15 protein-coding genes are annotated in these 13,920 nt (G+C 66.2%); 6 read left to right on the top strand and 9 right to left on the bottom strand.

Annotated features, from left to right (window positions below; all coding sequences use genetic code 11):
* Positions 1 to 2: 2 nt before the first annotated feature.
* The 3 genes from BJI69_RS00955 to BJI69_RS00945 form a co-directional block, all read right to left on the bottom strand.
* Entirely contained in the window at positions 3 to 1,451 is a 1,449-nt protein-coding gene (locus BJI69_RS00955; RefSeq protein ID WP_071924828.1) for a DEAD/DEAH box helicase, read from the bottom strand.
* Positions 1,452 to 1,785: 334 nt separating this feature from the next.
* Positions 1,786 to 2,445, bottom strand: a complete 660-nt coding sequence (locus BJI69_RS00950; protein WP_046978478.1) for a class I SAM-dependent methyltransferase — start codon at positions 2,443 to 2,445, stop codon at positions 1,786 to 1,788.
* Positions 2,446 to 2,503: 58 nt separating this feature from the next.
* On the bottom strand, positions 2,504 to 2,785 hold the full coding sequence (locus BJI69_RS00945) for a hypothetical protein (RefSeq protein ID WP_046978477.1): 282 nt from the start codon (positions 2,783 to 2,785) through the stop codon (positions 2,504 to 2,506).
* A gap of 151 nt (positions 2,786 to 2,936) precedes the next feature.
* Between BJI69_RS00945 and BJI69_RS00940 the strand changes: the two genes are divergently transcribed.
* The 3 genes from BJI69_RS00940 to BJI69_RS00930 all read left to right on the top strand — a co-directional run bounded on the left by BJI69_RS00940 (position 2,937) and on the right by BJI69_RS00930 (position 5,111).
* Positions 2,937 to 4,172 (top strand): MFS transporter, encoded by a 1,236-nt coding sequence (locus BJI69_RS00940; protein ID WP_046978476.1) that lies wholly within the window; start codon positions 2,937 to 2,939, stop codon positions 4,170 to 4,172.
* Between the two features lie 53 nt (positions 4,173 to 4,225).
* The gene (locus BJI69_RS00935) at positions 4,226 to 4,714 is read left to right on the top strand and encodes an FKBP-type peptidyl-prolyl cis-trans isomerase (RefSeq protein WP_046978475.1); all 489 of its coding nucleotides are present in this window, start codon (positions 4,226 to 4,228) and stop codon (positions 4,712 to 4,714) included.
* A 190-nt stretch (positions 4,715 to 4,904) separates the two neighbouring features.
* A complete protein-coding gene (locus tag BJI69_RS00930; RefSeq protein ID WP_046978474.1) occupies positions 4,905 to 5,111 on the top strand; it encodes a hypothetical protein in 207 nt (68 codons plus the stop codon).
* 57 nt (positions 5,112 to 5,168) lie between these two features.
* Here BJI69_RS00930 and BJI69_RS00925 read toward each other — a convergent pair whose 3' ends face one another.
* The 4 genes from BJI69_RS00925 to BJI69_RS00910 all read right to left on the bottom strand — a co-directional run bounded on the left by BJI69_RS00925 (position 5,169) and on the right by BJI69_RS00910 (position 8,247).
* A complete protein-coding gene (locus tag BJI69_RS00925) occupies positions 5,169 to 6,095 on the bottom strand; it encodes an MASE1 domain-containing protein (RefSeq protein WP_078022951.1) in 927 nt (308 codons plus the stop codon).
* 142 nt (positions 6,096 to 6,237) lie between these two features.
* Positions 6,238 to 6,945 carry a DUF4386 domain-containing protein gene (locus BJI69_RS00920; protein WP_046978480.1) on the bottom strand — a complete coding sequence of 236 codons (708 nt, stop codon included), beginning with the start codon at positions 6,943 to 6,945 and terminating at the stop codon, positions 6,238 to 6,240.
* Between the two features lie 141 nt (positions 6,946 to 7,086).
* Positions 7,087 to 7,539: an organic hydroperoxide resistance protein gene (locus tag BJI69_RS00915; protein WP_046978472.1), complete on the bottom strand. Its 453-nt coding sequence runs from the start codon at positions 7,537 to 7,539 to the stop codon at positions 7,087 to 7,089.
* A 129-nt stretch (positions 7,540 to 7,668) separates the two neighbouring features.
* A complete protein-coding gene (locus BJI69_RS00910; protein WP_046978471.1) occupies positions 7,669 to 8,247 on the bottom strand; it encodes a C40 family peptidase in 579 nt (192 codons plus the stop codon).
* 132 nt (positions 8,248 to 8,379) lie between these two features.
* Between BJI69_RS00910 and BJI69_RS00905 the strand changes: the two genes are divergently transcribed.
* The 3 genes from BJI69_RS00905 (at position 8,380) to hutG (ending at position 11,959) form a co-directional block, all read left to right on the top strand.
* Positions 8,380 to 9,639, top strand: coding sequence for an NAD(P)/FAD-dependent oxidoreductase (locus BJI69_RS00905; protein ID WP_046978470.1), 1,260 nt, complete (start codon positions 8,380 to 8,382; stop codon positions 9,637 to 9,639).
* A gap of 141 nt (positions 9,640 to 9,780) precedes the next feature.
* Positions 9,781 to 11,145, top strand: coding sequence for a glutathione-disulfide reductase (gene gorA / locus BJI69_RS00900; RefSeq protein WP_125902951.1), 1,365 nt, complete (start codon positions 9,781 to 9,783; stop codon positions 11,143 to 11,145).
* A 16-nt stretch (positions 11,146 to 11,161) separates the two neighbouring features.
* Positions 11,162 to 11,959: an N-formylglutamate deformylase gene (hutG, locus tag BJI69_RS00895; protein ID WP_071924826.1), complete on the top strand. Its 798-nt coding sequence runs from the start codon at positions 11,162 to 11,164 to the stop codon at positions 11,957 to 11,959.
* A 97-nt stretch (positions 11,960 to 12,056) separates the two neighbouring features.
* On the opposite strand, the gene BJI69_RS00890 is transcribed toward hutG, so the two are convergent.
* Together BJI69_RS00890 and BJI69_RS00885 are read right to left on the bottom strand one after the other, a co-directional pair.
* Positions 12,057 to 12,479: a RidA family protein gene (locus BJI69_RS00890; RefSeq protein WP_046981369.1), complete on the bottom strand. Its 423-nt coding sequence runs from the start codon at positions 12,477 to 12,479 to the stop codon at positions 12,057 to 12,059.
* A complete protein-coding gene (locus tag BJI69_RS00885; protein WP_046981368.1) occupies positions 12,469 to 13,920 on the bottom strand; it encodes an aldehyde dehydrogenase in 1,452 nt (483 codons plus the stop codon). Before BJI69_RS00885 ends, BJI69_RS00890 begins: the two co-directional genes overlap by 11 nt.

The following is a 13,920-nucleotide window of genomic DNA, read 5'->3' as shown; positions in this document are numbered from 1 at the left end:
GATCAGGCCTTGTTGGTGGCCGGACCGGTGCGCGTACGACGACGCTTGTGGTTGCCGGTGTTCTCGCCGGTGCCCGCAGCCGAATGGCTGTGCGGACGGTGCGAGGACGGACGACCCGCGCTGGAACCGCCGCCGCCCTGGCGAGCTTCGCCGCCAGCGGAGCGGCCCTGGCCGTTACTGGCCGAGCGACCCTGGCCGCCGCCCGAACGACCCTGACCACCGCCGGAGCGGCCCTGGCCCACCTGGTTGCGCGAGGCCTGCGGCTGACGCGGCTGCTGCTTCGGACGCGGCGCACCGGCATCCATGCGCAGCGGCGTGCTCGGCTCGTAGCCCGGGACGTTGATGACTTCGAGATCGGTCTTGAGCAGGCGACCGATGTCGCGCAGCAGGCCCGACTCGTCATGGCTGACCAGCGAGATAGCCTGGCCTTCGGCGCCTGCACGGCCGGTCCGGCCGATGCGATGCACGTAATCCTCGGCCACCATCGGCAGGTCGAAGTTGATCACCACCGGCAGCTGGTCGATGTCGATACCGCGCGCGGCGATGTCGGTGGCGACGAGCACGGTGACACGGCCGGTCTTGAAGTCCGACAGGGCGCGCGTACGTGCGTTCTGGCTCTTGTTGCCGTGGATCGCCGCAGCCTTGATGCCGGCCTGCTCCAGATGGCGGACGAGTTTGTCGGCGCCGTGCTTGGTGCGACCGAAGACGAGCGTCTGACGACGGCTGTCCTGGGAAAGGATGTGCAGCAGCAGGTCACGCTTGCTCGCTGCATCGACCGGGTGAACGCGGTGCGTGACCGTGTTGGCGACGGTGTTGGCCGGCGTGGTCGAGACTTCCTTCGGATCACGCATGAACTGCTGCGCAAGCGCCTTGATTTCCGGCGCGAACGTGGCCGAGAACAGCAGCGTCTGACGCTGGCGCGGCACGGCGGCGAGAATGCGCTTGAGCGCCGGGAGGAAGCCCATGTCGAGCATGCGGTCGGCTTCGTCGAGGACGAGCACGTCGACCTTGGAGAGGTCGACCGAGCGCTGCTGCATGTGGTCGATCAGGCGACCCGGCGTGGCGACGACGACGTCGACGCCGCGGCGCAGCGCCTGCAGCTGGTTGCCCATGCCGACGCCGCCGAAGATGACGGTGCTGGAAAGGCGCACGTACTTACCGTAGTCGCGCAGGTTTTCCTGCACCTGGGCGGCGAGTTCGCGGGTCGGGGTGAGGATCAGCGCGCGGATCGGGCGACGCGTATCGCTACGGTCGTCCTTGGAAAGCAGCTGCAACAGCGGCAGCGCGAACGCGGCCGTCTTGCCGGTACCCGTCTGGGCGGCGGCCATGAGGTCGTTGCCGGCGAGGACAAGAGGAATGGCTGCGGACTGGATCGGAGTCGGCTTTTCATAGCCAGCTTCGGAAAGGGCGCGCAGCAACGCGGGCGCAAGGCCCAGCGAATCGAATGACATGGAGTGAAGCTCCTGCGTGACTCGAGCGTTCCCTGGAACCGCGCTACAAGTCGATGGATTGGCGGCCGCTAACCATGACGAAGACAGCAGGCTGGCCGGTGTCGAGCGCGCTTCCGAGGGTGGGGGAACGGGCGGGAGAATCTCCACGCCGGGGGTCCGCAAGGGAGTCGGAGCGCAAGCACGACCCGCCGAGTATACCTTATTGCGGCGCACAATAGGGAATCGCCGCTGAAGCGGCTCCCACACGTCTGCGCAGGCCCCCTGGGGAAGCCAGGCCCCCTGTGGAAGCCAGGGCCCCTGTGGGAGCCGCTTCAGCGGCGATGCTTTCGCCCCCTCACGCGCGCGAAGCCACCATCAGGTAGCTGTTATACGGGGTCCGCCCGAACAAGGGCCTGAAAGACACCCTGATCCCGCGCGGCTCCAACACCCTGCGAATATCGTCCTCGGTCGGAAAATACTGCGCCCCGCCGGGGATCCAGCCCACCGCCTCGATGAATTTTTCCTCCCACACCGTGGCCCGGTAGCGCCAGGTGCCATCCCGGATCACATTGCGCAGGATCAGCACGCCGTCGTCGGCGAGATGGTCCACGGCGTACGCCAGCAGCTCCGCCTGGCGGTCCTCGGGCAAGTAGTGGAGGACGTCCAGCAGGGCTACGTGGCCGCGCATCGCCTGGGGCGTGGTCGCGTCGACCTGGCTCAGGGCAATACTCGTGCCCAGCCCCGCGCGGTCCGCGGCGGCCCGGCCCATGGCGATCTTCTCGGGGTCGTGGTCGAGGCCGAGGTAGCCATCCAGCGCATCGCAGGCGTGCAGGTAGTGCCCGAGGATGCCCAGGCCGCAGCCGATATCCAGCAGGGGCAGGCGACGCCCGGCAATGGCGGCCGCGGTGGCGGCGTAGACGGGGTCGGTGGCCAGCTTGCCGTGGATGTAGATCCGGTCGCGGCGGCGGCTGAACCGCGAGGCGATGCGTCGCCGGGTGCGGGTGTCGGGGGTCATGAGGTGCTTCCATCCTGGAAAGAGCCGGGCACGTCCATCGTGCCCGGCCGATTCGGAATTACTTCTTGTTGAGCGGATTGTCCTTCGACAGGTAGGCGTTGTATTCCTTTTCGTCGATCTTCCCGTTGTGATCGGCGTCGTTGTCACCGATATGCATACGCAGCTGTTTCAGGCGCTCGTTATCCGCAGGGATGTCCTTGCGGGTGATGTACTTGCCGTCTTTGGAGAGATCCGAGAACGCGGGCGCGTCGCTGGGCGCGGCGGCATCCTGCGCGAGGGCGGTGCCGATGCCGAGGCCGGCAATCAAAGCGAACGAAGCAAGCGAGTACGAAAACTTCATGAGTCCTCCGTCTGTCGTGGATGAGCGTCCGTCATGGGACGACGCCCCCTCAGTGTATCCACGGGTTGTGGGCCCGCCGTCAAGCGGGCGTTGGATTTCCGCGCGCTGTGCTACCGTCGGCGCCGCCTGAATCTGCGTTGAGGAATATCTGATGCCGCTTCCCGCCGCGCTGCGCGAACTCGATTCGACCCAGCGGCATACCGTCATCGCCAGCTTCCTTGGCTGGACCCTCGACGCGTTCGACTACTTCCTGCTCACCTTCGTGATCCTCGCCGTGGCGAAGGAATTCAACGTCTCCAAGCAGGAGGTCACCTATGGTCTGTTCCTGACCCTGGCCGCGCGACCGATCGGCGCGCTGATCTTCGGGCGGCTGGCGGATCGCTACGGGCGCCGCCCCGTGTTGATGTTCGACATCGTGCTGTTCTCGGTGCTGGAGGTGGCCTGCGCGTTCGCGCCGAGCCTCGGCATCCTCCTCGGCCTGCGCTTCCTTTTCGGCATCGCGATGGGCGGCGAGTGGGGTATCGGCGCGTCGCTGGCGATGGAGTCCATCCCCGCAAAATCGCGCGGTTTCGTCTCTGGGCTGCTGCAGAGCGGTTATCCCTGTGGCTTCTTCCTCGCCGCATTGGCCAACTGGCTGCTGGTCGACCATATCGGCTGGCGCGGCCTGTTCATCGTCGGCGCCGCTCCTGCGCTGCTGGTGCTCTACATCCGCCGCAAGGTGCCGGAATCGCCGGTCTGGGAAGGGCGCCGCACCGAGGCCCGCGAGAGCGTGTTCGTGTCGATGCGCGGCAACTGGAAGCGGTTCATCTACATGATGCTGCTGATGGCGGCGTTCAACATGTTCAGCCACGGCTCGCAGGACATGTACCCGACCTTCGTGCAGGAGACGCTGAAGATCCCGGCGGGTTCGGGCACCGCGTTCATGCTTACCGCACTGCTCAACCTCGGTGCACTCTTTGGTGGTCTCACCTTCGGCTCGCTGTCGGAGCGGATCGGCCGGCGCAAGGCGATCATCATCGCCGCCTTGCTGGCGATCCCCGTGATCCCCCTGTGGGCTTACGGTGGCTCCCTGCTTTTCCTGGGCCTGGGTGCCTTCCTCATCCAGGTGATGGTCCAGGGCGCCTGGGGCGTCGTGCCGACGCACCTGAACGAGCTGTCGCCGGACGCGGTGCGCGGCACCTTGCCCGGGTTCGCCTACCAGATGGGCAACCTGCTGGCGGCGATCACGGCCACCGCACAGACCTGGATCGCAGCCCAGCGCGGCGGCGATTTCGCCTTCGCCATGTCGACCTGGATCGCGGCGGTCGCCGTGCTGCTGGCCTTGCTCACCTGGCTGGGTCCCGAGGCCCGCGGCGTCGGTTTCGGCAAGAAGCGCGATGCGGCGTGACGCGGGGGCCGGCGGCCGGTAAAATGCCCGGTTTTCATCCGGTAGAAACGATCATGCAGGCTGGCAAGGACAAGGTCATCTCGTTCCACTACACCCTCACCGTCAATGGTGAGCAGGTCGAAAGCTCGGTGGAGGGTGGCGAGCCGCTCTGGATCCTGCTCGGTCACGGCCAGCTGATCCCGGGCCTGGAAGCCGGTCTGGAAGGCAAGTCCGTCGGCGACACCTTCGACGTCACGATCGAACCGGAGCAGGGTTATGGCCCGCGCCAGGATGGCCTCACGCAGCGCGTGCCCAAGAAGTACTTCCCGCAGCAGGGCAAGGGCCTGAAGGTTGGCACCTCGACCGTCCTGTCGCTGAAGGAAGGCGGTAACCGCGTCGTCGTCGTACAGAAGATCGGTTCCAGCGTGGTGGACGTCGATCTCAATCACCCGATGGCCGGCAAGACCCTGACCTTCAACGTCGACGTGCAGAACGTTCGCGACGCGACGCCCGAAGAAATCGAGCACGGCCATGCGCATCCGAACGGCGACGCCGCTCACTGATCGGCTTGCCCAGCGCAACGAGAAAGGCACCTTCGGGTGCCTTTTTTTTTGCCCGCGCGCCGGAAATGTACATATTCGGCAAAGGCTTGCCGGCCTTGCCGTCTCGGCCCGTCCTTCACTCTGCTGGGTGCGATCATCGCGATGCCTGCGTATCGACGCAGGCCTATCCCATCAGACCAAGGACACTCTCATGAACATCTCCCTGCGCATCGTTTCGCTCGTCGTCGTGTCGTTCGCCGCCGCGTCCGCCTTCTCGACCGACGCACCTTCCGTCATGCATCGCTCGATGCAGAACCACAGCGCCACGGCACAGGCAGCACGGCCGTCGGACGGCGCGCTGCAGATGGTTGCCGTGAAGTGCACCAATCCGCGCGAGTGCAGCGTCGGCGGTGCGTAATTCCGCTGAGCGGCGCGACCCTTCGTGACGTCGGGTCGCGTCGCTACTTTCTTGCGATCAGGAATGGATCGTCGGGTGCGCTACGTGTCGATCCACGGCGGTGGAGGACTTCCTGATGCCGACGATCAGGCTGCCGGAGATGACCAGGGCAACGATGACCTGGGCGCGGATCATCGCCGGATCGAGCAGGGTTGCGGAGGTCGTGGCCAGGGCGACGCTGGCGAGCAGTCCGCCGATCGCCGTGCCCGTCCAGCCGTGACGTGCGGTAAGGGCGATCACCGGTGCGGCGATCGCCAGGCGAAGCAGGTCGAGGGCGAGGCCGGTCGACACCGATGCAGTCGCCGCGAAGAGAATGAAAAGCGGCAAGGCACCCAGGGCGACGTCGCGGGTAAGCCTGCTGGCGAGGAGGCGCTTCCAGGACAGGCTTTCACGGAACCATTCGCTGACCGCCAGGAGGATGGGCGCCAGACTGAGCGCGCCCAGGTAGGCGCCGAGCACGTAGGCCAGCAAGTCGATCAGGCCTTCGGCCCGCCAGGCCTCCCAGCCGTCCGGGTTCACGATCAGCGCGGCGAAGACGGCCGCGTCGGTGCGCACCGCGGTGACCAGGGCGCAGACCAGGGTGGCGAACAGGATCGTATTGGCGTTGAGCTGCCCGTTGGCGTCGTAGAGCGGCATCCTCTCCCGGATGGCTTTGACGAAGGGCATGCACAGCGGGATAAACGGAATGGCGGAGACGGACGCCCATGCCCAGCCGAAATCCTCGCCGTGAAGCAGGGCGTTCTGCATGACCGGCACCGACTCGCCCAGGATGAGGGCGGGCCAGAATCGGTAGGGCACCAGGAGCAGGCAGGCCAGGCGAAGTCCCGCTGTGAGAATCCAGTGGGAATACGAAAAATAGCGGGCCACCTCGTAGCAGGCGGCGTAAGCCGCAGCCACTGCAAGGACTTGTCCCAACGGCACACGCTCCCTGGTCGCTCCTTGCATGCTGCTCGCTCCCCGGCGATTCCTCACACGTCAATGATAGTGCGCAGCGCCGCATCCAGCGGGCTGGCGTCATGCCGCATCATGTGGTCCCGCCGCCCGGATGGGAAGGCCACGGAGGGTCAATTGGCAACGATTGCCGAATTTACATGCTTTTCGGCAGATTCATCAAAATGTTGCGACGTGCGCCGAAAGCGAGCAGCCAGAGCATGAAGGCGATCTCGCCTAGCTGGAGTGGGAAGCAGATCCCGTCGAGGCTGTCCGAGAGTTGCGGCATGACGAAGCCCGCGACGCTCTGGGCGATGTACGCGAGCCCGTTCAGGACCAGCCAGACGGCCAGCATGCGTGGAAGGAAGCCGCACCGCCAGACAAGCAGGGCCAGGGGAATGAGCCATAGGCCCCACAAGGTTTCCGCCGCGGTGATGACTTCCCGATGCACGCGCAGGAAGAGCATGGCGAGCGATTCGCGCTGGGGTTGGGTGAAGGCATCGAGGAAGGGCGCGCCCTTGACCAGGATGAGCGCCGCGGCATCGTTGGCGATGTTGATGAAATGGATCGCCGACGGAAGCAGGCCCCCGAGGATGACCACCAGGCCAGCCAGGGTCGGCCCGGTGGGCTTGAACAAGCGGTAGAGCGCGAGCACGACGAAAATCAGCACGGTCCCGATGAACAGGTCGCCGGCCATGCCCCAGCGAAACAGGGTTTCATGCGCCGCGATGTTGGCGGCGGTCTCGGCCGGATGACCGCTGACGAAAAGCGTGGAGGGGATGTAGATGAGGCGGAGTGGGCCGACCAGGCAGATCAGCAGGTACAGGAATCCGGCAAGGCGAGCCTGCCTGTCGAGCGCTGTCATGGCGATCCCCTCGCGATGGTGGTCCGGCCATGCGAAGGTGCGCCCATCGGACCGCACTGCCGCGTGCCGGAAGTCCTGCCAGGCAACGAAAACGGCGCCCGTGGGCGCCGTTTCGTCGAACCGGTTGGTTGCCGTCGCCGGTTAGGCGACCGTCTTGCCGTTCACCGAAATGTCGACATCGACGTTACCGCGGGTAGCGTGCGAGTACGGGCAGACCTTCTCGTGGGCGGTCTTGACGATCTCAAGCGCGGTGGCGTCTTCAACACCCGGCAGGCTGACTTCGAGCTTCACCTTGATGCCGAAGCCGGAGTCGTTGCGCGGACCGATACCGACCGAGCTGGCGACCGATGCACCGTCGACCTTGACCTTCTGCTGGCCGGCGACGAAGCGGACGGCACCTTCGAAGCAGGCGGCGTAACCGGCAGCGAAGAGCTGTTCCGGGTTGCTGCCGCCGCCGTTGCCGCCCATTTCCTTCGGCAGGCGCAGGTCGAGCTTGATCAGGCCGTCGTCGCTTTCGACGTGGCCTTCGCGGCCACCGGCGACCTTGGCGTGGGCGGTGTAGAGGACTTCTTTGAGGTTCGAGAGGTTGCTCATGATCAATGTCCTTGGCGTTCGTGATGGGGGAGGGCGTCGGCGGTGCCGGGCCACGAGAGATAGTTAAGCACGCAATTAAATCGCACACAATCTAAATCGCAAGGGATGACACTGCTCGTTGCCAACGGTTCAGTTTAGGACGCGGCGGCCATAGACGAAGTTCTGCTTCCAGTACGCACCATCGAGGTCGTCGAGACGTACGGTACCGCCGGAGTTGGGCGCGTGCACGAACCGGCCTTTGCCGACATAGACGCCGACATGGGTCACGTGCCCGCGGCCGAAGAACACGAGGTCACCGCTGGCCAGCTGCGATTCGTCGACCTTGGGCTTGTCCAGCGCGGCCATTTCGCCGGAGGTGCGCGGCAGGCGTACGCCGGTCGAGGTCAGGTAGATGTAGTTGATCAGGCCGCTGCAGTCGAAGCCGCCTTGCGGCGTGTTTCCGCCCCAGCGGTAAGGCGTGCCGACCAGGCCGATGGCGCGGAACAGGACGTCGTTGGCCGCGTCGGCGGGTGGTGCCTCGGCCGGGCGGTTGGACCAGGAAAGGTTCTTCGCCAACGGCACGGCGGAGGCCGGATTGCGTTGCTGCGACGAGGATCGCTTGGGCGGCGCGCTGCCGCAGGCGGCCAGCAGGCTGAGCGCCGAGGCGAGCAGCAGCGGACCGAGAAAGCGGGCGGGGTGGGACGAACGAATTGGAACAGCGGCGAACATCGGGCGTTTCCCCCTGGCGGAGCGGCGCGTCGAGGTTATCAAATCAATAGGTTGCGTGGAATACCTCGCAAACAGCACGAATTCATCTCACGGACAGGCCACCAGGCCGTGGTCGACCGTTAAACTTCGTCGATGGATAGATCCCGAAGCGACGTTCTGATCATGGGCGGAGGCGTGATCGGCCTGGCCTGCGCGCTTTACCTGCTCAAGGCCGGGGCGAGCGTGCGGGTGCTGGAGCAGGGCCTGCCCGGCAACGGTGCCTCCCACGGCAACTGCGGCACGATCACGCCCAGTCACGCCGGCCCGCTGACCATGCCGGGCATGGTCGGCACCGCGCTCCGCTCGCTGCTGCGCCGTGATGCGCCGCTTTACGTCAATCCCCGGCCGGATCCCGCCCGGGCGCGCTGGATGCTCGACTTCGCCCGTCACTGCACCTGGCGCGATTACCACTACGCCGGCGCGGCACGCGGCGCGCTCCTCAATCGTTCGCGCGCCTTGCTTGGCGAGCTCATCGCCGATGAAGGCATGGCGTGTGAATTCGAGGAGGTCGGCGAGCTCTACGTCTATCGCGACGGCCGGACGATGCAGGGCGATCGCCCGCACGTCGAACTGTTGCGCCGGTTGGGCATGGACGTTCGCGTACTGAAGGGCGATGACGTCCTCGCGCTCGAGCCGGCGCTGCGCGATGGCGTGGTGGGTGGCCTCCTGCATCCGGGTGACGCGCGGCTGCGCCCGGACCGTTACGTGGCCGAACTGGCGCGACGCGTCCGTGAACTCGGCGGCGCGATCGAAACCGGTGCGCGCGTGGACGAGTTCGTTTTCGATGGCGAGCGCATCTCCCACGTCCGCACCACGGGTGGCGTGTTCAGCGGGGACCGCGTGGTCATGGCGCTTGGCGCGTGGTCGCCCCTGGTCGGCAAGTTGCTGGATATCCGTCTGCCGATGCAACCGGGCAAGGGTTATTCGCTGACGTGGGATCAGCCACCCGAGCGCGTGCCGACGCATTCGCTCGTGCTACGCGAAGCCGCCGTCTGCGTGACGCCATGGGTGTCGGGCTTCCGACTCGGCAGCACCATGGAGTTTTCCGGCTTCGCCGAAGGGCTCAATCCCATCCGGCTCGACGCGCTTCGTCGGGGGGCGGCAACGTATCTGCACGAACCCGAAGGTCGCGGCGAGATGGTGCCATGGTGGGGCTGGCGCCCGATGAGCGTGGACGAGTTGCCCATCATCGGGCCGAGCACGCGTTGGTCGAACCTCACCTATGCCACGGCCCACGGCATGCTTGGCATCAGCATGTCGGCGGCGACCGGCGAACTGGTCGCGAACCTTCTTGCCGGCCCTGCACCGGTGCTGGATCCCACACCGTATTCCCCATCGCGCTTCGACCTGTAAGAGCCGACGTCTGTGGGAGCCGATTTATCGGCGATGGGTGCTCGCTACACCCTGGCCCGCTGCCGCGGGATCGCCGATGAATCGGCTCCTACAACACCCGGGATTTGCTACGGTGGCGTATTGACCTTGCTGGAGCGACACATGACCGTGGAAGCCTTCGACCTCATCGTGATCGGTGGCGGCTCCGGCGGCCTCGCCGCCGCGATTCGTGCCGCGAAGCACGGTGCGAAGGTCGCGCTGATCGAGCCCGGCGAGCTCGGTGGGACCTGCGTCAACGTCGGCTGTGTCCCGAAGAAAGCCATGTGGTACGCCGCGCAGATGGCCGAAGCGCAGTACATCGCGATGGATTACGGATTTCACGACACGCCCGGCAGTCTCGACTGGCCTCGCTTCATCGAGCGCCGCGAGGAGTACATCGAGCGCATCCACGGTAAATATCAGCAGGCCCTCGACAAGGGGCATGTAACCGTCGTGCGTGACACCGGCCGGTTCATCGCCAAGGGGCGGGTCCGCGCCGGCGAGCGCGAACTCACGGCGCCGCACATCATCATTTCGACGGGATCGAAAGCGAAGCATCTCGCCAAGCCCGGGTTTCACCTGGCCATGGATTCGGATGGCTTCTTCGACCTGCGGGCCTGCCCGAAGCGGGCGGCGATCATCGGTGGCGGCTATATCGCGGTCGAACTGGCCGGCGTGCTCCGCGCATTGGGCTGCGACGTGCACATGTACGTGCGCGGACGCCTGATGGGCGGGTTCGACGAAGAGATGGCGTACGGCTTGGGCGAGGAGATGGAGCAGCACGGCATCCGCATCCACTACGAATGCCAGATCGTCGCCGCGCACGAGGCGGAGGGCGTGATCCTCCTGGACTGCGATCGCGGCGATCACCCCGGTCCGTTTGACGCCCTCATCGTCGCCGTCGGCCGTGAGGCGAACACCGCGTCACTGGATATCGGAGCTATCGGCCTGGCCACCACCGGAACCGACGGTCACATTGCGATCGACGACTGGCAGAACACGAATGTGGAAGGCGTCTACGCCGTTGGCGATGTGACCGAGCGAATGGCGCTGACCCCCGTGGCCGTGGCGGCAGCGCGCAAGCTGGTCGACCGCCTGTTCGGCGGCAAGCCGGAGGCAAAACTCGATTACCAGAACATTCCCAGCGTCGTCTTTTCACATCCGCCGCTGGGGACGATCGGCATGTCGGAGCAGCAGGCCCGTGAGGCCTATGGCGCCGAGGTGCACCTGTACAAGCAGTCGTTCGTGCCGATGCAGCTGGCGCTGGCCCGGCGGCCTATCACCACACGGTTCAAGTTGATCTGCGTGGGCAAGGAGTCGCGGATCGTCGGCATGCAGATGCTCGGCCCGGGTGTCGACGAGATCCTCCAGGGCTTTGCCGTGGCGATCAAGATGGGCGCCTGTAAATCGGACTTCGACGATACCCTGGCTGTCCATCCGACATCGGCCGAAGAGATGGTCCTGATGGGCGATCGTGTCCCCGGATGAGCGCTACACTCTGCCCATGATTCCTTACACCCTTCATCGCGGCACCGCGCCGCTCCTGGTCAGCCTGCCGCACAACGGCAGCGCTATCCCCGATGACATGGCTGCTCGCATGAAGCGTCGGGCGCGGGGCTCGGTGGACACGGACTGGCATGTAGCCGAGCTCTACGACTTTGCGCGCGACATGGGGGCAAGCGTCATCAAGCCCTTCGCGTCCCGCTTCGTGGTCGATCTGAACCGCCCGTCGGACGGACACCTGCTCTATCCCGGCAAGAATGAGACGGGCCTGGTTCCCACGGTGCTGTTCGATGGCCGCGAGATCTACCGCCCCGGCGCCGAGCCCGATGCGGCGGACATCGCCGACCGCGTCGAGCGCTGGTGGAAGCCATACCATCAGGCCCTGGCCGGCGAGCTGGCGCGCCTGAAGGCCGAATTCGGTCGCGTGGTGCTGTGGGAGGGTCACTCGATCCGCAGCGAAGTGCCGATGCTGTTCGAAGGCCGTCTGCCGGATCTCAACCTGGGCACGGCCGACGGAGCCAGCTGCTCGCCCGGCCTGCAGGCGCGCGTGACGGCGGTGCTCGAGCGCCAGGAAGACTACTCGTTCGCCGTGAACGGTCGCTTCAAGGGTGGCTACATCACCCGCCATTACGGCCGTCCGGCCGAAGGCGTGGATGCCATCCAGCTCGAACTCGCCCAGCTCAACTACATGGACGAGGACTCGTTCGAATACCTGCCGAAGAAGGCGGCGCAGGTGCAGATGGTGATCGGGGAGATGCTGCGGGTTTGCCTCGAGGGTGCGCGGGCGCTGACGCCGTAGGAGGGGGGCACCGCAGATCGGCAGGAGCCGATTTATCGGCGATCCCGCGGCAGCGGGCCAGGTTTCGGCAAGCACCCGATCGCCGATGAATCGGCTCCTACCGAGCTAGCGCTGCCACGCACTTCAGCTCGATCGCGATCGGCGTCGGCAGCGCGGTAATGCCCAGTGTCGTGCGACACGCATCCACACCCGCGAACGCCTCGGCATAAAGCCGGTTATACGTCGCGAAGTCGCGCGCCATGTCGGTGAGATACACCGTCACATCGACAAGATCCTCGAAGCGCGCGCCGCTGGCTTCGAGCACCGCGCGTACGTTCGCGAACACCTGCCGGCACTGCGCTTCGATGTCGTAGGAAAGCAGCGTGCCGTCCGCATCGACGACATTCCCCGGCACCGCGTTGGTCGACGGCACACGCGGACCCACGCCGGAAAGAAACAGCAGGTCGCCGACGCGTCGCGCATGCGGGTAAGCGCCGACCGGCGCCGGCGCGCCCTCGGTGCGGATGACGTCATTGCCCATGGTCGATGCAGACATTCCTGGCCTCGGTGAAAAAACGCATGGCTTCGGTGCCGCCTTCGCGGCCGACGCCCGATTGCTTGCTGCCGCCGAACGGCGTGCGCAGGTCACGCAGCATCCAGCAGTTGACCCAGACGATGCCGAAGTCGAGTTTTGCCGAGAGGCGGTGAGCGCGTGACACATCGCGCGTCCACACGGAGGCGGCCAGCCCATACGGGGTGCCATTGGCGATGGCCAGCGCCTCCGCCTCGGTGTCGAAGGGAATGAGGGTGACGACCGGCCCGAAGATTTCTTCCTGGTTCGTTGCTGCCTCGGGGGCGAGTCCCTCGATCACCGTCGGCTGGACGAACCAGCCCTCGGCACAGCGGCCATCGACGAGGACGCGTTCGCCACCCGTGAGCAACGTGCCGCCTTCCTCCCGTGCGCGTTCGATACACGCCGTGACCTTGTCGAAATGCGCTTTCGACACCAGGGCGCCGAGTTGGCTGGCCTCGTCCTGCGGGTCGCCGACATGCAGCCTGCGAACCCGCTCGAGGTAGGCTTCGCGGAAGCGTTCGTAGATGCCTCGCTGGACGAGCAGGCGGGAGCCGCACAGGCAGATTTCTCCCTGGTTGGCGAAGCCCGAGCGAACGATCGTCGCCAGTGCCGCCTCGGAGAAATCGAAGTCGTCGAAGACGATCGCGGGATTCTTGCCGCCGAGTTCGAGCGAGACTTTCTTCAAGCGCGGTGCCGCGGCGCTGGCGATGGCGATGCCCGTGCGCGTGCTACCGGTAAACGAGATGGCCTTGACCGCATCGTGAGTCACGATGGCTTCGCCGACGGCCGGGCCGGTGCCATGCACGATGTTGAGCACGCCCGGCGGAAAGCCTGCCTCGGCGACCAGCGTGCCGAGCAGCCATGCGGTGTAGGGGGTGACTTCGGACGGCTTGGCGACGACGGCATTGCCTGCGGCGAGCGCGGGCGCGATCTTCCAGGTGAACAGGTACAGCGGCAGGTTCCACGGACTGATGCAGCCAACCACGCCGAGCGGCAGGCGCAGCGTGTAGTTGATGGCGCCCTGTTCCATCGCGTGGGACTCGCCGCTCCACTGGCCGGCCGCGGCGGCGAAGAAACGCAGGTTGGCGATGGCGCGCGGGATGTCGAGCGAGCGGGCGAGGGCGAGCGGCTTGCCGCTGTCCTGCGATTCCGCCTCGGCGAAGGTCTCCAGGCGGGATTCGATCAGGTCGGCCAGGCGTTGCAGGCAACGACCGCGCGCCTCGGCCGGGGTTTGCGCCCAGCCGGGTGCCGCCCGGGACGCTGCCGCGACGGCTTCGGCCACGTCGGCCGCGTCGGAATCGGGGCACTGCGCGAACGGCCTGCCGACGGCGGGGTCCACACTGTCGAGGTAGCGACCACCGCGCGGCGCGCGCGACTGGCCATCGATGAGGTTGGCGAGGATCAGCAT

This window comes from Luteibacter rhizovicinus DSM 16549 (genome assembly GCF_001887595.1).
GTDB lineage: Bacteria > Pseudomonadota > Gammaproteobacteria > Xanthomonadales > Rhodanobacteraceae > Luteibacter > Luteibacter rhizovicinus.
The sequence above is the reverse complement of the archived record's forward strand: the minus strand, read 5'-3'. Positions and strand labels throughout refer to the sequence as shown.